This window comes from Pseudomonas sp. PME37.24/025 (assembly GCF_055556615.1).
Genome location: NZ_JBVHNK010000011.1, coordinates 148003 through 166204, shown reverse-complemented (window position 1 = coordinate 166204; position 18202 = coordinate 148003). Strand labels below are relative to the sequence as shown.

The window sequence follows — 18202 nt, the reverse complement described above, 5'->3', positions numbered from 1 at the left end:
TGCGCGTTGAGCGCAGAGGAGAAGCCGTTATGGAACGTTCACCGTGGCACGCAGGCGAGAAACAGTTGCAGGCTCACGTGGGTGTTGCCGAGCGAATGGACGTATTAGGTCGTAAGGTGATTCGCAGCGAGATGCCGGATCAGCACCGCATGTTCTATCAGCAACTGCCGTTCATGCTGTACGGCGCGGTGGATGCTGACGGCAACCCTTGGGCCAGCATTCTTGAAGGGGCGCCGGGTTTTGCTCACGCCCCAGAGCCAGCGCTGTTGCAGTTCCACAGCCTGCCTGGCAACGACGACCCTGCACAGCTGCAAGACGGGACGGCGATCGGGCTGCTCGGTATCGAACTGCACACCCGACGTCGCAACCGTCTCAATGGTCGAGTCGGCGCTGTAACGGCGAGCGGCTTCGAGGTGAAGGTGGAGCAATCCTTCGGCAATTGCCCGCAATACATACAATTGCGGCAATTTCGCTCGGTGCCCTTGGCGGATCCGTCGACTCGCATCGCGCAGCACTTTAAAGAGCTGGATGACGCGGCCCAAGCCATGATCGCCGGCGCCGATACCTTCTTTGTCGCCAGCTATGTGGACGTCGATGGCCAACGCTCGGTGGATGTTTCTCATCGAGGTGGCCAGGCTGGTTTCGTCCAGGTAGAGGGCAATCGTCTGACCATCCCGGACTTCGCCGGCAATCTGTTCTTCAATACCTTGGGCAACCTGCTGACCAATCCTCGAGCCGGTTTGCTGTTCATCGATTTCGATTCCGGCGACCTGCTGCACCTCAGCGGTCGCACACAAGTCATCCTCGAAGGCCCTCAGGTCGAAGCCTTTCAAGGGGCCGAGCGGCTGTGGACATTCGAGGTGGAGCGGGTGGTGCGTCGGCCCGCGGCGCTAGCCTTGCGCTGGCGCTTTGACGGCGCGTCACCCACCAGTTTGCTGACCGGCACCTGGGCGCAGGCGAACGCACGCCTGCAAGCCCAGGCCCTGGGGGATCGCTGGCGGCCACTGCGAGTGACGCGCATCGAACAGGAGAGCCACAACATCCGTTCGATCTATCTGGAGCCTGCCGATGGCTTCGGGTTGCCGCTGTTTCAGGCGGGGCAACATTTGCCATTGCGGTTCAACCTTGCAGGCGATGTGCATATCCGCACGTACAGCCTGTCGAGCGCGCCGTCCGATGACTTTTTTCGCATCAGCGTGAAGCGTGAAGGTCTTGTGTCCTCGCACCTGCATGAGCAGATCCGTATCGGCGATGTGCTGGAAGCCCGTGCGCCTCAGGGACATTTCACTGTGGCACCCAATGAGCGTCGGCCACTGGTGCTCTTGGCCGCTGGCGTCGGCATCACGCCGTTGCTGTCGATGGTGCGTGAGGTGGTTTATCAAGGCCTACGCACGCGGCGCATCCGTCCTACGTGGTTTTTTCAGAGTTCGCGAACCTTGGCTGATCAGCCGTTTCGTCCTGAGCTGGATCGCTTGCTCGACGGCCTCGGTGACGTGGTGCGCGTGCTGCGTTTGCTCAGCCAGCCGGAATCCGACGCCCGCGAGGGTGAAGATTACGACCTGACAGGGCGCATAGACGCCGACTTGCTCAAGACGATTCTCGAGGTGGAAGACTACGACCAAGTGGATTTCGTCCTCTGCGGCCCGGGAAGTTTTACCCAGGGGCTGTACGACAATCTGCGGGATCTGGACATCCGCGACTCAAGGATTCATGCCGAAACCTTTGGCCCGTCGACGCTGCGTCGCAAGCCGGACCCGGATGCCGTGGTCATCGAGCAACCACCGGCCGCCACCGTTTCGGTGCCAGTGGTGTTCCAGCGCTCGGCCAAAGAGGCGCGTTGGCAGCCGGACGGCGGCAGTTTGCTGGAGTTGGCGGAAAGCCGTGGCCTGCGTCCGGAATTCAGCTGCCGTGGCGGTTCGTGCGGGACCTGCAAAACCCGCCTGATCAGCGGAGAGGTGAATTATCCACAGCCCCCTGCGGAGGTTCCTGACGCTGGAGATGTGCTGATTTGTTGTGCGGTGCCGGCGCAGGGTTCAGGGCCTTTGGTGCTCGACCTTTAGAAAAAGATCGCAGCCTTAGGCAGCTCCTACAGGGTGTAAACAAACCCCACGTAGGAGCTGCCGAAGGCTGCGATCTTTTGATCTTCAGGCAGTCCTACAGACGATGATTTTGGGGGAATGTTTCCGACAAGTTTTGACGGTTGTCGATCGGAAATGGGGTGGATAGGCTTTGGGGGTCGCTGGCAATTCAGCGATCGGGTCTGGAAAACCCGAAGTATAGGATCACAGCAGATGACATAATGCGGCGCTTTTTCAGCTCTGCAGTTATGGCGGCTGTGCGTGGGAGACCTTCGGGTCTGCCGGGGTTGATCCTTTACCGGTTTTTCCAGTCCGCGTACAGCTGCCACCCCTTTCGTCTGGAAAACGAAAAATGGCAGCTCCATCTCTTTTAAGGATCTTTGCCATGTTTAAGCCGACACCAAATCCGCCCGAAGCGGACAGCACTTCCCCTTACGAATCCCCCAATTCAAAAAAATTCAACGAAGCCGCTGACCGCGCACTCAATCACTACCTCAACCCCTCCGCCCTCAAATCCCCCGTGGCCCGCAAACCGAGCACGATGTATATGATTGCGCCGGATATCAAAGACGAAGACCTGTTGGCCCACACCTGTGAATCGTTGGCCCAGGCCAGTGTGATGGCGAGTGATTTTGCGGGATATCTGGAAGGGCCGCACCGGCACACAGCGATGGCGATTCAACAGATCGTCATGCTGGCAGAACTGGCGGTGAACCGGATGCTGGATAACGTGGGCGTACCAAAACCTGCGCCACACAGCTGATTCAATGGGAGGGTGGCTTTTGTGGCGAGGGAGCTTGCTCCCGTTGAGTGCGCAGCACTCACAAATTCGGCAATAGTTGCCAGAATCTTGGGGCCGCTACGCAGCCCAGCGCGAGCAAGCTCGCTCGCCACAAAAGTCCCCCGCAGAGTTAGGCGTAGGACAGGGATTTTTCTTCCAGCAGTTCTTCGTATAACTGCGTCCACTTGCGACCCATTTCTTCCGCCGTGAACAACTGCCAATAACGGGCTTCTGCCTTCACGCCCATTTCGGCTGCAAGCGTCGGGTTCTCCCACAGCGTGCGCATGGCTTCACGGAACGCTTGTGGATGACTTGGCGGCACCACCAACCCGGTTTCGTTGTGGATGTTGATGTAGCTGGTGCCGGTGCCGATTTCGCTGGAGATCATCGGTTTGCCATACATCGCGCCTTCGAGCAGCGAGATGCCGAACGCTTCGGAGCGCAGGTGCGACGGAAATACGATCGCGTAACTCAGTTGCAGCAGCGCGACTTTGTCTTCGTCCCCCAGACGCCCAAGAAAGTGAATATTGCGCAAACCCAACGCCGCGGCTTGGGCGTGCAGTTCGGCTTCCAGCGGCCCGGCGCCGACGATCACCACCGGGTAATCCACGTCTTTCAAGGCGTCGAGCAGGATGTGCAGGCCTTTGTAATAGCGCATCACGCCCACAAACAGGAAAAACTTATCCCCAAGCGTTTGCCGCCAATGGTCCATGCGTTCCTTATCGGCCTGTGGATAACCGGCCTTGTTCAGGCCATAGGGAATGACTCGAGTCTTGTCCTGAAACTGCTGCAACACATCACTGGTGTGCAGATAGTTGGGGGAGGCGGCGACGATCCGGTCGGCGCTGGCGAGGAAGCGGTTCATCAGTGGCCGGTAAAGTTTGAGCAGGTGCTTCTGGCGAATGATGTCCGAGTGGTAGGTCACTACGCTGGGCTTGTTCATGCCGCTGAAGAAATGCACCAGGTCCATGAATGGCCACGGGAAGTGGTAATTGACCACGTCCGCCTCAGCCGCCATTTCGCGAAATTGCTTGAAGACGCTGTAAGAAAAGCCTGTGGAAGCGAACTGAATGTCGAGTTTGGCCCGATGGACTTCGTGCTGCCCGAGCTGCACCACCGGCGGTGTCGGATCGGCACTGAGGGTCAGCACCTGGCCTTGAATGCCATGTTGGGCGCCGCTTTCGCACAACTGGAAGATCACTTGTTCGATCCCGCCGACCGAGTCAGGCAGGTACGTCTTGAAAAAATGAAGAACTCGCATTCAACCTCCCATAGCCTGGCGGTAGGCGCGGGCCGTAACCTTCGCGCAACGCTCCCAGGAAAAAAGCCTTGCCTGCTGCAATCCGGCATCCGAGCATGCCTGCCACTGTTTTTGATCGTCGATCAGACGGCGCATGGCATCGCGCAGGCCGTCTGGATCGTCAGGTTCAATATAGTTGCCCGCAACACCTGCGACTTCGGGCATGGCCGAACGTCGGGTCAGGATCACCGGCGTGCCGCTGGCCATGGCCTCCAGCACCGGCAGGCCGAAGCCTTCATAGAGCGACGGGAAAATCAGCGCCCGGGCGCCGGCCAACAGCTGCGCGACCTCCTCGTCGGGCAGATAGCCGAGCAAACACACATGACCATTGGCCAATGCCTGGCGCAGCTCATCGCTGAATTGCTCGCGCTGCCAGCCGGCCATGCCGACGATCAATAACGGAAAACGCTGGCGCAGCGCTTCCGGCAGTTGGGCGTGTGCGCGCAGGGCCAGAGTCAGGTTCTTGCGTGGTTCCAGGGTACCGACGCAGAGAAAATAATCCCGCATCTCGACCCCGTGAGCCTTGAGTACCGCATCGATGGCCTCGGGTTCGCGGGGGTGGAAGCGTGCAGCCACGCCCAGCGGTGCGACCACAAAACGCTCGGCCGGCAGTGCGAACCAGGCCTGAGCCTCGTCGGCAATGTACTGCGAGTCGGTGAGAATCAGCTGCGCCTGTTGCACGCCATCGGCCAGTCGCCGCTCGATTTCTCGCAGGCGCGCCGGCGGTTGCGTCTCGGGATAGTGCAAGTGCGTCAGGTCATGCAGGGTGATGACCGTCGGGCCGTCGAACGACAATGGCCACAGACTGGGTTCGTGATAAAGGTCGATCGCCTTGGCGCGGCCTTGATCAAAGCGTTTCTGCGTCAGCCAGCGTCGAGCCTGATACGCCCCTGGTATCTGCCGCAACAATGGCGTCAGTCGCGAGTAGCCGGGCATAGCTGCATCGGGTAGCGAAGAACTCCAGCCCCAGCCATGGAACAACGACAATTCAACATCCGGCTCACCGGCCAGGGCATTCACCAGTTCGGCAACGTAATGGCCGATGCCGGTGCGCGGGGCCTGGAGGATTCGTGCATTAAGGGCAATTCGCATGTTGCCTCTCTACCACGGGTGTTTCCACAAGGTTGCGCAGGGTCCGTTCGGCCAGTTGCGCACTGGCTTCACGCCAGCCGATCCAGTGCCAGTCCACCACGTTGCGGGCGGCCGGGAATTGCCCGCTGCTCTCGAATCGAGCAACCAGATCGGCCAGGCTTTGGGGTTCGGCCAGGTTGAAGTACGCCATGAACTCGCCGCCTATTTCACGGAAAACCGGGATGTCACTGCCCATGGCCGGCAAGCCACGCTGCATGGCTTCCACCAGTGGCAGGCCGAAGCCTTCGACGTAGGACGGAAACACCAGCGCACTGGCGTGGGAATAGGCGTGTTCGAGGCTGGTGTCGCTCAGGTCGTTAAACATGAACAATCGCGAATTCAGCTGCGGGTGATTACGCACCCGGGCGAGCAGGGCATCGCACTTCCAGCCAATGTGCCCGGCGATGCACAGACGGGCGGTGGAACCTGCGGCCCAGGCGAGTTCGAAGGCGTCCAGCAAGTAGTCATGGTTCTTGCGCGGCTCGATGGTGCTGACCATCAGGAACACCGATTCCGGGGTATCGAACAGCCGTGTCAAACGCGTTTCGACGGCGGCGGTTTCTTCGCGCAGGTCCAGCTCGGAGCCCAGGTGGAAATAGTCGAACCACAAGGTGTCGGCTTTGGCAGGACCGACGCGACGATGCAATTCCTCGCGCACCTGATCGCGCACCGTGGCGGAAATCGCCACGTAGCCGTCGGCGGTTTTGGCGATCCAGTCGAACCACTCGTTGAAGATCTGCACCAGTCGCGTGTCGTAGAACTGCGGGTGGGTCAGGGGAATCAGGTCGTAGATCACCGAGACAATGCCCACGCCTTCGCGTTTGAGCTGTTCGGCCAACGGGAAGAAATCGGCGTGCCAGGACGAATCCAGCAACACTAGTTGATCGCCCGGTTGATGCTGCAGCGGCGAGCAACGTTTGGGCAGGTGATATTGGTTGATCCGGTCAATCACACGCAACGGTACGCTGAACCCCGCCAGTGCCGTAAGGCGGTAGGCCACATACAGCGCACGCCGGGTCCATCGCGATGTGCAGCGCTTGTCGAGGCGCTGGTGCAGTTGCCAGAAACGATGGGCCAAACGCTCCAGACGCCCACCGAATTCCATCAGCCCATTGAAAAAAGGGCTGCCCGAAGGGCTCAGCTTCAGAACCCGGTAGAGCTTGCCCTTGAGCATCACCACCGGAATGCACTCAACACCCTCGACGCGTTCAGGCAACTGATTGATGACGTTGCGCACCACCCGCTGAATGCCCGAATTGACCTTGGGGTGCTGGAACACGTACGTGCATTCCACCAGAAGACGCGTCATGGCGTGTTCTCCGAGACAATCGATTCGGCCGCGCGCGTGATGGTTGTTTTCGCCCCCAGCCACGAGCAGCCGACGAAGTCTTCGTGTCGGTTGTTGATCACGTGGAACACCAAGCCGTAGTCGCGCCACTCGAAATTGCGGTCCAGGTGCGAGTCCAGCCGCGACAGGCTCAGAGCCACGGAATAGTTGCCCTTGCCCAGGCCCATGACGAAGGCAAAGCGGTAGGTCAGCCGCTCGCCGGCCTGCAGATCGGTGAGGGCGAGGTCCTGACGATGGGTATTGATGCCGTACATGGCCTGGCCCAGGCGATCCTTGATCATGAAACCCAGTACCAGGCGTTCGATGTCCTGGCGCACTTCGACTTGCACCTCAAGCACCACCGGCTGGCCGACTTCGGCCGCATCGATGGCGCGTTCGCGCTCATCGAGCATGCGCACGCTGAGGATCCCGGCTTCACCGGTGCCGGAAACGGTTTGCACCTGGCCGTCCGCGAGCATTTCCTGACGCACCGTCTGGCCTTCGCGCTCGGCGAGCAGGGCGTTGTAGTAGTCCATGACGGCTTCGGGCTTGCCATGCATGGCCATGCGGCCGTTTTCCAGGAGGATCGCCGAGTCGCAGATAGACTGAATCGCCGAGCGGTCGTGGGACACGATCAGCAATGTGGTGCCGGCCTTGCGGAAGCTGCGGATGCGATCGAAGCTCTTGTGCTGGAAGTAGGCGTCGCCCACCGACAGCGCTTCGTCGACAATCAGGATGTCCGGGCGGCGGGCGGTGGCCACGCTGAACGCCAAGCGCATCTGCATGCCGCTGGAGTAGGTGCGCACCGGGTGGTCGATGGCTTCGCCGATTTCCGCGAAATGTTCGATCTGTGGCATCAGGGCTTCGATTTCTTCGACCTGCATGCCTAGTAATTGCCCGGCCATGACCGCGTTTTGGCGGCCGGTGAATTCCGGGTGAAAACCCATGCCCAGTTCCAGCAGGGCGGCGACGCGGCCTTCGAGCTGAATCTGCCCACAGGTGGGTTGGGTAGTGCCGGTGATCATCTTCAGCAAGGTGCTTTTGCCCGCACCGTTGACCCCGACGATGCCCACCGCTTCACCGGGAGCGATCTCGAATGCCACGTCTTGCAGCACCCAGTGCTGGCGATGACGGATTGGCGAAAACGGGATCAGCCACTCGGCCAGTCGGCTCCAGCGCGTGGCGTATTGCTTGTAAGCCTTGCCCAGGCCGGTCACGCGTATGTGTCCCATCAGAGTTCATCCACCATTTCGCCGACCCGCTGACGAAACAGTCGCAGCCCGATCACGCAGAACAACAGACCGATCACGAAGATCGGCAGCAGCGAACTCCAGACCGGCCATTGGCCGTAGAGGAACAGGTTCTGGTAACTGCCAATCAGGTTCGTCAGCGGGTTGAGTTGCAACAGCCGCTGGACCCACTCGGGCAAGATGCTCATCGGGTACACGATCGGCGTAAGCCAGAACCAGAATTGCAGGCAGATGCCGAAGAATTGCCCGACATCGCGAAAGAACACGTTCAGCACACCGAGGATCATTCCCAGCCCGGCGCAGAACATTACCTGCAACGCCAGCAGCGGCAGCAACGCCAGCAGGGCCATGCCCGGCAGGCGTCCGGTCATTAGCAGAAAGCCCAGGAACAGCCCGATGATAATCGCGAAGTTGATGCCGGCATTGAACAGCACGATCACCGGCAGGCAGATTCTCGGGAAGCTGATTTTCTTCAACAGGTTGGCGTTTTCCAGAAACATGTTCTGGCTGCGCAGGGTAATTTCCGAGAACAGCCCCCAGGTCAGCAACCCGGCGCAGAGGTAGATGCTGTAGGCCATGCCGTCATCCACACCCGGCAAGCGTGCGCGCATGATGTGGGAAAAAATCACCGTGTAGACGACGATCATCGACAGTGGGTTGAGCACGGTCCACAGGGCACCGAACAGCGAATTGCGATAACGCGCTTGAAACTCTCGCTTGACGCTACCGAGGATGAAACCTCGATAGCCCCACAGCGAGCGATACAGGGAAAGCAGCATTCAAACCGTCCTGCCGTATTGGTCTTCGAAGCGAACGATATCGTCCTCCCCCAGGTATTCACCGCTTTGCACTTCGATGATCACCAGGTCGATCACGCCGGGGTTTTCCAGGCGGTGCCTGTGCCCGGCGGCAATGAACGTCGACTCGTTCTTGGCCACCAGGTGCGAACCGGAACCGTTGTTGGTGACCTTGGCCATGCCTTCGACCACCACCCAGTGTTCGTTGCGGTGGTGGTGCATCTGCAACGACAACTTGGCGCCGGGCTTGACCACGATACGTTTGATCTTGAAACGCGGACCTTCCTCAAGCACGGTGTAAGTGCCCCAAGGTCGGCTGACCGTGCGATGCAGGCGATAGGCTTCGTGTTTATCGTCCTTGAGCTGCCGGGCTACCCGGCGCACATCCTGGGCGCGGTCGGCGTGGGCCACCAGCACCGCGTCGGCGGTGTCGATGATGATCAGGTTATCCACACCCACTGCCGCGACCAACCGGTCTTCGCTCTGGATGAAGTTGTTGTGGCTATCGATGAAGATTGCATCGCCGCTGGCGCGATTGTTCTGTGCATCGGCCGGCACCAGCGCCGCCACGGCGCCCCAGGAACCGATGTCGCTCCAGTCGAAAGAGGCTGGCACCACGACCACTTTGTCGGAGCGCTCCATCAAGGCGTAGTCGATGGAGATGTCGGTGATTTCGGCGAAGTGCGTTGGCGACAGTTCCTGTTGCAGGCAACCGCCGGTTTCCACCGGCGCACTGGCCGCCATGCAGGCCCGAGCCTGTTCAAGCAGTGCGGGGGCGTGAAGGTGCAACTCGGCCAGCAGTGTGGCGATCGAGAAGCAGAACATCCCCGAATTCCACAGGAAATTGCCGCTCTCCAGATAATGCGTGGCGGTTTGCAAATCGGGTTTTTCAACGAAGCGCTGCACCTTCGCGGCGCCTTTGTCGTCCAGCGGTGCACCGGTTTCGATGTAGCCGAAGCCGGTTTCCGGGGCTGTCGGCACGACACCGAAGGTCACCAGATGACCGGCCTTGGCCAGCGTGATGGCGTGCTCGACCGCGGTTTTCAACGCGTCTTCGTTGAGGATCAGATGGTCGGCGGGCATCACCACCATGATCGCTTCGTCGCCGTGCAGGGCTTGTAGCGAAAGGGCGGCCGCCGCGATGGCCGGGGCTGTATTGCGGCCCATCGGCTCGAGCAGAAAATGCCCGCGATGACGCTCCAGGCGCGCATCCTGATAGTGATCCTTGCTCTGGAAGTAATAGTCGCGGTTGGTCACCGTGACGATATCGCCCCAGCCATCGAGCAAACCGGCCGCACGCCGATAAGTTTTACTCAGCAGCGACTGACCGTCGGGCAGGGTCATGAACGGCTTGGGATGGCCTTCGCGGGACACCGGCCACAAACGGGTCCCGGCACCGCCGGAGAGAATCACCGGAATCAGCATGGCCTACTCCTTGGCAACGCGTTTCATGTCCGCGTCCATCATCATGCGGATCAAGGTGTCCAGATCGGTTTTTGGTTTCCAGCCCAGTACACGCTGAGCCTTGGCCGGGTTGCCAAGCAGCACCTCAACCTCGGCCGGGCGGAAAAACGCCGGGTCGATCTTCACGTAATCGCGGTAGTTGAGGCCGATGTGATCGAAAGCGATGTGGCACATTTCGCGCACGGTGGTGGTCACGCCGGTGGCGACCACGTAATCGTCGGGTTTGTCCTGTTGCAGCATCAGCCACATGGCTTCGACATAGTCGCCAGCGAACCCCCAGTCACGTTTCGCGTCGATATTGCCCAGGCGCAGCTCCTGCTGTTTGCCCAGTTTGATGCGAGCGGCGGCGTCGGTGACTTTACGGGTCACGAACTCGATGCCGCGCAGCGGTGATTCGTGGTTGAACAGAATCCCGCTGCTGGCGTGCAGGTTGAAGCTTTCGCGGTAGTTCACGGTGATCCAGTGGCCGTAGAGCTTGGCCACGCCGTACGGGCTGCGCGGGTAAAACGGCGTGTTTTCGTCCTGCTGTTCGGCTTGAATCAAGCCGAACATTTCGCTGGTGGACGCTTGATAGAAGCGGGTGTGCGGACTGAACTGGCGGATCGCTTCGAGCAGATGGGTCACGCCCAGGCCGTCGACGATGCCGGTGGTCACCGGTTGATCCCAGGAGGCGGCGACAAAGCTTTGCGCCGCCAGGTTATAGACCTCGTCCGGCGCCGACTTGATCACCGCGCGCTGCACCGAGCAGGCATCGGCCATGTCGCCATCCAGATAGACGATATCGCCCTCGATCCCCGTCTCGCGCAGTCGCCAACGTGAGTCGCTGCTGCGCCGCGCCACCAGGCCGTGAACCTTGTAACCCTTGTCGAGCAACAGTTTGGCCAGATACGCGCCGTCCTGGCCGGTAATTCCTGTGATCAGTGCACTTTTTGTCATTCTTGTCGTACTCGCTTCTCCCAGTCGGACAGGATCGCCCGCAGGGATTGTTGTGTTGTGATTTCAGGCGTCCATCCTGTGGTCTGGGCAAGCTTGGCGTGGCTGCCACAAACGCGACGCTGATCCGCGCGGCGAAGACGCGCCGGATCCTGAATCAATTGCATATCGATCTGGGCGAGGTCCCCCAGTTGTTCGATCAAACTGCGAATGCTTTGCTCGCGCCCCGAGCAAATGTTGTAGACCTGCCCCGGCGCGCCTTTTTCCAGCAACGCCAGGTAGGCCGACACCACATCGCCCACATCAAGGAAGTCGCGGGTGACATCGATGTCACCGACTTCCAGTTGTGGTGCTTGCAGGCCTTGCTTGATCCGGCTGATCTGCCGCGCAGCGCTGGCGATGACGAAGCTGTCTTTCTGCCCGGTGCCGATATGGTTGAACGGGCGCGCGACCAGCACAGGCCAGCTTTCGCTCAGGCCCCATTGCAGGCTCAGGAACTCCGCCGACAGTTTGCTCACGGCATAAGGATTGCGCGGGCAGGGTGGCTGGAGTTCGGTGATGGGCAGATCGGTCTCGTTGACCTGGCCATAGACGTCACCGGAGCTGACGTACAGGAAGGTACCGTTGAAGCCGCGGGTCTTGAGGGCTTGAAGCAGGTTGAGGGTGCCCAGCAGGTTGATATTCAGCGTGCGTGCCGGATCACGAAAGGCTTCGGGGACGAAAGTCTGGCCGGCCAGGTGAATGATCGCGTCGGGCATCTCTGGCCACAGGCCTTCAAGGCTTTCTGGCTGTGCGAGATCGTACCGGGACGGGGCAGGCAGCAGCTCCCATTCCGAGGCATCAGCCTTCAGACGAGATTGGATGTGTTGTCCTACGAATCCACTCAGACCCGTTACGAACAGACGCTTTTTCAAGCAATGGCCCCTTGATCATAAAACCTCGTCCATTCCCCACAGGCTTGGCGGAGATGTCTGACAGACCGGGTGGATGACTGGGTCGAAAGACAGGCGAAGTCGTTGTTGTAGTTGTTTGGTAGCCAATCTGTGCCAATTGCGCAGCAATTTCAACAGGTCCCACCGTGACTGGTCAGTTCTCGTTTTTGCAGGCCTATTTATTCTCGCCGAGCGGTTCACGAACCCTTGATGGATGTGTTTAGAATGCCCCTCGTCACGATCGCCCAGGGTTCGGCAGGGTTGTTCTGAAACTCCGCGAAACTGACCACTAAAACAAGAATGTAGACGGTCACGAAGACTATAGACGAGGGCGGTACGCCGACTCGATCCGTGGCTTCGCCGTCATAGAGTGAGGTCGCCGGGATGGTGGCCTCATCGTGGGATGCCATGAATTTTATTCTTTACTCGGACGTCAACGACAGCTCCATCAGCCAGAGCCTCGGTCGTCCCGAATACAGTTACTACTTCGTGCTCAAGGCTTATCGCCCGGTGCTCGAAAGCCTTGGGCGGGTGCATGTGGTGTCCTCCACGGCCGAGGTCGACCCCCTCTACAGGCAGCTGCTTGCCGCTGGCGAAGACAGCCTGTTTCTGTCCTTCACGCCACCGCAGAAAACCCCGAACGACCTTGAATGCCCGACGATCTGCGTGGTGGCCTGGGAGTTCGATTCGATTCCCGATGAGCAGTGGGACAACGATCCCCGGCATGACTGGACCCGCATGCTGGCGCGCCAGGGCCGGGTGATCACGCTCTCCAGTCATACCGCCCGGGCGATTCGTCGGGCCATGGGCGAAGACTTTCCGGTGTTGGTCTTGCCGACTCCTTTGTGGGAAAACTTCGCGGCCATCCGTAGCCGCCATACCAGTGTGCCGGTCAATGCCGGTTCGACCCTCGACATCAAGGGCTGCATCCTCGATACCCATACGCTCGGACTGTCTGCCGACTCGCTGATTCCGCCACCGTTGACCCCCGAGCAGCAAGCCGAACTCGATGCCTTGCGACCGCCGCCGCTGACCCTGAAACGCCGCTTCGTCATCGCCAGGCACTACTTGCGTCTGTGGGCGCTGGACCTGGGCAAGGCGCAACCGGTGCCGGTCCATCGCACTTATTTTCTGAGCCAGTGGTACTGGGAGGGGATTCGCGATCGGTTGTCCGATCCGGCTCACTCCTGGCTCGCAAAATACCTCCCGGCCATTGCCGGGCCGCAGTCGGTGCCGGTCCATGTACCGGCACCGGTGGACCTGCCAGACACTACGCAACAGGCGCAAACCCGAGTCGACGGCGTTGTCTACGTCACCGTGTTCAACCCCAAGGACGGGCGCAAGAACTGGCATCAGCTGATCAGCGCATTCTGCTGGGCGTTCCGGGAAACCGAGGACGCCACACTGGTGCTGAAGATTACCCAAAGCGATCTGTCGTCCTACTACACCGAACTGATGACCTTGCTGGCGCAGCTGTCACCGTTCGCCTGTCGGGTGGTGGTGATGCACGGTTACCTGGACGATCCGCAATATGCCCGGCTCTATGAGGCGGCGAGTTATTACGTCAACGCCTCGCGCTGCGAGGGTTTGTGCCTGCCGCTGATGGAGTTCATGGCCAGCGGCAAACCGGTGATCGCCCCGGACCACACGGCCATGGAGGATTACATCGATGAGCATGTGGCGTTTGTGGTCAAGTCCAGCGAAGAGCTGACCATCTGGCCCCAGGACACCCGCATCATCTACCGAACCCTGCGCTATCGACCGGACTGGGGGTCGTTGAAAGCGGCCTACGAAAACAGCTACCGGATCGCCAAGGAGCAGCCGCCGGAGTATCAGCGCATGTCTCACGCCGCGGTCGAGCGCATGCACGATTACTGTGCCTTCGCTCCGGTGCAACAGCGCCTGGCGGATTTTTTCGGGCTGGCGCCACACGGTGTGCCGGCAGTGGCCGTGACGGATAACGCCTCATGCTGATCATCATTCATTCGGAAACCAACCAGCACACCATTGCCCAGAACCTGGGCCGTTCGGAATACAGCTACTACTTCGTGCTCAAGGAGTATCGGCCGGTGCTGGAGCGATTGGGGCGGGTAGTGGAAGTCAGCGACCCGCAGACCGAAGTCGACGCGCTGTACCTCGACTGCCTGTCCCATGGCGAGGACTGCGTGTTCCTGTCGTTCTCGCCGCCCCATCGCACGCCGGTGCATTTCGCCTGTCCGACCCTGGCGGTGTTCGCGTGGGAATTCAGCACCATCCCCAACGAGCCGTTCGCCGGTGAACCGCGTAATGACTGGCGCACGGTGTTGCGCGCATGCGGTGCGGCGATCACCCATTCCAGCTACACCGTCAATGCCGTGCGCGAAGCCATGGGCGCCGACTATCCGATCATCGCGGTGCCAGCACCGGTGTGGGATCGTTTTGCCGCACGCGGTGCGCAGTTGCAGCGCCAGCCTTTGGCCAATCAAGTGCGATTGAAGATCAAAGGCTTGCTGGCGGACAGTCGCCAACTCGATCTGCGAGCCTTTGGTCCTGCGCATTTGCGTGCCGGCAAGGGCATCGACTTTCAGGCGCCCGCTCGTGAACAGGAGCTGGTGCTCGACGGTGTGATCTATACCTCGGTGTTCAACCCAGGCGACGGGCGCAAGAATTGGGAAGACATGCTCAGTGCCTTCTGCGTGACTTTCCGCGAGGTGGAAGACGCCACGCTGGTGCTCAAATTGACGCACCACGATGCCGAAGAAGCGCTGACCGATATCCTTCATCACTTGTACAAAAACCAGCCCTACCGCTGCCGCATCGTGCTGATTTACGGCTACCTCGCGGATGCGGACTACGAGCGTCTGGTGCAGGCCACCAGTTACGTGGTGAACACGTCCTACGGCGAGGGCCAGTGCCTGCCGCTGATGGAGTTCATGTCCTGCGGCAAGCCGGCAGTGGCACCGCGCACCACGGCAATGATCGATTACCTGGACGCTGACAACGCTTTCCTCATCGACTCCACGGATGAGCTGACAGCCTGGCCCCACGACCCGCGCAAGGCGTTTCGCACCCTGCGTTACATCACCAACTGGGCCTCGTTGTGCACGGCCTACCGGGCCAGCTATGACGTGGCCAGGGACGACCCGCAACGCTATGCAAGGATGTCCGCCCACTCGGTGACCAGCCTGCAAAACTTCTGCAGTCAGACGACCGCTGAACAGCGTCTGATAGCATTTCTTGCCCGGCTGTTCGAAACCCGCAACGCATCCGCCGTGGAAACCCCTGAGGCATGATTCGCTCATTGATGAGGTGGCTGCGTCCGCTGGCGAAATCCGAAACGATGCCTGTGCCGGCTCCGGTGGCGCAAGGCAGCGTGTCGCCGCGCGATGTCGGCTTGCACGACGCCATGCTCGATGGCTGGTTTTCGGGCGACAGCGGCGAACTGCTCAAGGGCTTTGCGATCACTGCGGAAGACACTTTGCTGGATGTCGGCTGCGGTGAGGGCGTGGCGACGTTGTTTGCGGTGCGTCAGGGCGCGTCGGTAATTTTCACCGACAGTGAACACGACAAGGTCCGTGATCTGGCCCGGCAAGTGGAAGCGCAGACGGACAAGCCCAACCTGGGGCTGGTCAGCAATAGCCTGCCGTTGCCGCTCGCCGATGGCTGCGCGAGCAAAATCGTGTGCATGGAAGTGCTCGAGCACATCGATCAGCCCGAGCCGTTCATGGCCGAGCTGGTGCGCATGGGCCGTCCCGGTGCGCAGTATCTGCTCAGCGTGCCGGCGCCGGTGGGCGAGCATTTGCAGCAGGGCATCGCCCCGGCCAGCTATTTCCAGTCGCCCAATCACGTGCAGATTTTTACCCCGGAACGCTTCGCCGCGCTGGTGGAGGACGCCGGTCTGGTGATCGAACATCGCCAGGCCACCGGGTTTTTCTGGGTGATGGGCATGATCTTCTTCTGGGCCAGCGAGCGCGCGGCCGGGCGCGACCTGGGCGGCGCGGTGCGTGACCGGATTCAGGCGCCGTACCCACCGCTAATGGAGAGCTGGGCAAAAACCTGGCAAGACCTGCTGGCGCAACCCAATGGCCTGGCGATCAAGCAGATGCTCGATCAGTTCATGCCCAAGAGCCAGGTGATCATTGCGCGCAAACCGATGACAACCGGCTCAAAGGCCGGGACCGCGCCATGAGTAATCGGCGGATTCTCGACATCGAGTTGTTGCGCGGGGTCGCCGTGCTCGGCGTGCTGGTGCATCACCTGCAAACCATGCCGTTTCCAGGTGGGCTGCCGGGCTTTGAGTCGGGCACGGCCCACGGGCAATTCTGGTGGGGCGTGGACCTGTTTTTCGTCATCTCCGGATTTGTCATCGCCCGAGGCTTGATTCCGCTGCTGCGTGGTTGCCAGACACCGCAGGCCTTCTGGCAGGAAACCCGGGATTTCTGGGTTCGCCGGGCCTTTCGTCTGTTGCCATCCGCCTGGTTGTGGCTGCTGCTGATGTTATCGGGCGCGCTGTTTTTCAATCATTCAGGTGCCTTTGGCACGGTGCAGGCCAATCTGCAGGCGACGCTGGCGGGCTTTCTGCAATTTGCCAATTTCCGCTTTGCCGAAAGCTTCATGCGCTTCGAATACGGCGCCAGTTTCGTGTACTGGAGCTTATCCCTTGAAGAGCAGTTCTACCTGCTGTTGCCGTTGCTGATCCTTGTCTGCCGCAAGCGGTTGGTGTGGGTATTGTTGGCCTTGGTTGCCGTGCAATTGTTCACTTGGCGCTCCGCCTTGTTGATGAGCATCAGGACCGATGCCTTGGCGTTGGGCGTATTGCTGGCGATGTGGAGCTCAAGGCCGAGCTATCTGACCTGGGAGCCACGGTTGTTGCGCCGCCCCTGGTCAGGCCCGTTGATGCTGATCTGTCTGGGCGCTGCAGTGAGCGTGCTGGCGAGCACACCGTTCAACCTGGTGAGCTATCGGGTCGCAGCGATTGCCTTGTTGTGCGCGGTGCTGGTCTGGATCGCCTCCTACAATCGCGATTACCTGCTGCCCAAGGGCAAGCTCAAACAAATACTGGTCTGGTTGGGCGCCCGTTCCTATGGCATTTACCTGATCCACATTCCGGCGTTTTTTGCCGTGCGCGAAGGCTGGTTTCGTTTTGCGCCCGCCGGTTCGCAGGACGTGGCGATGCAGCCGGCACTGGCGTTGTTTTGCGCCATGAGCCTGATTGTGCTGCTGAGCGAACTCAACTACCGATTCATCGAGCTGCCCATGCGCAACCGGGGTGCCCATCTGGTGCAACGCTTGCGTATGTCCCGATCAGCCCTTCCATCCTCTGGAGCCACCTCATGCTGAGCCTTTTGAAGAAACTCACGACAGGCACGCCTGCTGCCGCGACGCCAGTACCCTCGGCCCCGGACAAGGTCGACCCGTACATGCTCGGCCTGCACGACGCGATGCTCAGCGGCTGGTTCAACCAGCAAACCGGCGAGCTGTTCACCGGTTTCCCGGTCCGCCCCGAGGACACGCTGCTGGACGTGGGCTGCGGTGACGGTGGCAACGTGCATTTCTGCGGCATGCGCGGGGCGAAGATCATCATCGCCGACATCGACGCCGCCAAGGTCGAAGCGACTCGTCAGCGCCTGAGTGACACACCGGCGCGGGGCGTCGAGTGCCACGTCACCGACTGTAATCCGCTGCCGATTGCCGACGCGACCGCAACCCGGGTGGTGTCCACCGAAGTCATCGAACACGTGGACGATCCGGCGCAGTTCCTTGCCGAACTGGTGCGGGTCGGCAAGCCTGGGGCGCTGTATTTGCTCAGCGTTCCGCACCCGAGTTCCGAAGACCTGCAAAAAGACATCGCCGCGCCGGAGTATTTCCAGAAGCCCAACCACATTCGCATCATCAGCGAAGAACAGTTCAAGGCGATGGTCAGCGACGCCGGTCTGGAAGTCATCAGCCACAGCCAGTACGGGTTCTATTGGTCGATGTGGATGCTGTTGTTCTGGGAAGCCAAGGTCGATTTCAGCAACGCCGACCACCCATTGCTCAACCATTGGGCCGACACCTGGCAAGCCGTGCTGTCCTCGCCACGAGGCGCACAGATCAAACAGGCGCTGGACGCAGTGGTGGCGAAAAGTCAGGTGATCATTGCCCGCAAGCCGATGGCTGAGTAGGCTGCCGGGAATTCGTAATAGATCAATTGTGGCGAGGTAGCTTGCTCCCGCTGGGCTGCGAAGCAG

The 18202-nt window shown here is 60.4% G+C and carries 16 protein-coding genes; 7 read left to right on the top strand and 9 right to left on the bottom strand.

What is annotated here, in order from left to right:
- Nucleotides 1-29: 29 nt before the first annotated feature.
- Both ACZ3HH_RS20665 and ACZ3HH_RS20660 read left to right on the top strand, forming a co-directional pair.
- Nucleotides 30-2060, top strand: a complete 2031-nt coding sequence (locus ACZ3HH_RS20665) for a 2Fe-2S iron-sulfur cluster-binding protein (RefSeq protein WP_465807203.1) — start codon at nucleotides 30-32, stop codon at nucleotides 2058-2060.
- A 403-nt stretch (nucleotides 2061-2463) separates the two neighbouring features.
- Nucleotides 2464-2841 carry a DUF6124 family protein gene (locus tag ACZ3HH_RS20660; RefSeq protein ID WP_465807430.1) on the top strand — a complete coding sequence of 126 codons (378 nt, stop codon included), beginning with the start codon at nucleotides 2464-2466 and terminating at the stop codon, nucleotides 2839-2841.
- Between the two features lie 148 nt (nucleotides 2842-2989).
- On the opposite strand, the gene ACZ3HH_RS20655 is transcribed toward ACZ3HH_RS20660, so the two are convergent.
- The 9 genes from ACZ3HH_RS20655 to ACZ3HH_RS20615 form a co-directional block, all read right to left on the bottom strand.
- A complete protein-coding gene (locus ACZ3HH_RS20655) occupies nucleotides 2990-4120 on the bottom strand; it encodes a glycosyltransferase family 4 protein (protein WP_465807201.1) in 1131 nt (376 codons plus the stop codon).
- Nucleotides 4121-5251 (bottom strand): glycosyltransferase family 4 protein, encoded by a 1131-nt coding sequence (locus ACZ3HH_RS20650; RefSeq protein WP_465807199.1) that lies wholly within the window; start codon nucleotides 5249-5251, stop codon nucleotides 4121-4123.
- A complete protein-coding gene (locus ACZ3HH_RS20645; RefSeq protein WP_465807197.1) occupies nucleotides 5235-6599 on the bottom strand; it encodes a glycosyltransferase family 4 protein in 1365 nt (454 codons plus the stop codon). Before ACZ3HH_RS20645 ends, ACZ3HH_RS20650 begins: the two co-directional genes overlap by 17 nt.
- Nucleotides 6596-7849: an ABC transporter ATP-binding protein gene (locus ACZ3HH_RS20640; RefSeq protein WP_465807195.1), complete on the bottom strand. Its 1254-nt coding sequence runs from the start codon at nucleotides 7847-7849 to the stop codon at nucleotides 6596-6598. The genes ACZ3HH_RS20645 and ACZ3HH_RS20640 overlap by 4 nt, the downstream gene beginning before the upstream one ends.
- On the bottom strand, nucleotides 7849-8646 hold the full coding sequence (locus tag ACZ3HH_RS20635) for an ABC transporter permease (RefSeq protein WP_465807193.1): 798 nt from the start codon (nucleotides 8644-8646) through the stop codon (nucleotides 7849-7851). Before ACZ3HH_RS20635 ends, ACZ3HH_RS20640 begins: the two co-directional genes overlap by 1 nt.
- Nucleotides 8647-10089, bottom strand: coding sequence for a mannose-1-phosphate guanylyltransferase/mannose-6-phosphate isomerase (locus tag ACZ3HH_RS20630; protein ID WP_465807191.1), 1443 nt, complete (start codon nucleotides 10087-10089; stop codon nucleotides 8647-8649).
- Nucleotides 10090-10092: 3 nt separating this feature from the next.
- On the bottom strand, nucleotides 10093-11064 hold the full coding sequence (gene gmd / locus ACZ3HH_RS20625) for a GDP-mannose 4,6-dehydratase (RefSeq protein WP_465807189.1): 972 nt from the start codon (nucleotides 11062-11064) through the stop codon (nucleotides 10093-10095).
- Nucleotides 11061-11975, bottom strand: coding sequence for a GDP-mannose 4,6-dehydratase (locus tag ACZ3HH_RS20620; RefSeq protein ID WP_465807187.1), 915 nt, complete (start codon nucleotides 11973-11975; stop codon nucleotides 11061-11063). The genes gmd and ACZ3HH_RS20620 overlap by 4 nt, the downstream gene beginning before the upstream one ends.
- A gap of 215 nt (nucleotides 11976-12190) precedes the next feature.
- Nucleotides 12191-12403, bottom strand: a complete 213-nt coding sequence (locus ACZ3HH_RS20615) for a hypothetical protein (protein WP_465807185.1) — start codon at nucleotides 12401-12403, stop codon at nucleotides 12191-12193.
- On the opposite strand from ACZ3HH_RS20615, the gene ACZ3HH_RS20610 reads away from it, so the two are divergent.
- From ACZ3HH_RS20610 to ACZ3HH_RS20590, 5 genes are read left to right on the top strand one after another with little or no spacing between them, the layout of a single operon-like run.
- Complete coding sequence (locus ACZ3HH_RS20610; RefSeq protein WP_465807183.1) at nucleotides 12402-13967, top strand: glycosyltransferase; 1566 nt, start codon at nucleotides 12402-12404, stop codon at nucleotides 13965-13967. The two genes, ACZ3HH_RS20615 and ACZ3HH_RS20610, sit on opposite strands and share 2 nt — an antisense overlap.
- Nucleotides 13961-15265, top strand: coding sequence for a glycosyltransferase (locus ACZ3HH_RS20605; RefSeq protein WP_465807181.1), 1305 nt, complete (start codon nucleotides 13961-13963; stop codon nucleotides 15263-15265). Before ACZ3HH_RS20610 ends, ACZ3HH_RS20605 begins: the two co-directional genes overlap by 7 nt.
- Nucleotides 15262-16161 (top strand): class I SAM-dependent methyltransferase, encoded by a 900-nt coding sequence (locus tag ACZ3HH_RS20600; RefSeq protein WP_465807179.1) that lies wholly within the window; start codon nucleotides 15262-15264, stop codon nucleotides 16159-16161. Before ACZ3HH_RS20605 ends, ACZ3HH_RS20600 begins: the two co-directional genes overlap by 4 nt.
- On the top strand, nucleotides 16158-17312 hold the full coding sequence (locus ACZ3HH_RS20595) for an acyltransferase family protein (protein ID WP_465807177.1): 1155 nt from the start codon (nucleotides 16158-16160) through the stop codon (nucleotides 17310-17312). The genes ACZ3HH_RS20600 and ACZ3HH_RS20595 overlap by 4 nt, the downstream gene beginning before the upstream one ends.
- Nucleotides 17306-18136 carry a class I SAM-dependent methyltransferase gene (locus tag ACZ3HH_RS20590; RefSeq protein WP_465807175.1) on the top strand — a complete coding sequence of 277 codons (831 nt, stop codon included), beginning with the start codon at nucleotides 17306-17308 and terminating at the stop codon, nucleotides 18134-18136. The genes ACZ3HH_RS20595 and ACZ3HH_RS20590 overlap by 7 nt, the downstream gene beginning before the upstream one ends.
- The last annotated feature ends 66 nt before the right edge of the window (nucleotides 18137-18202 follow it).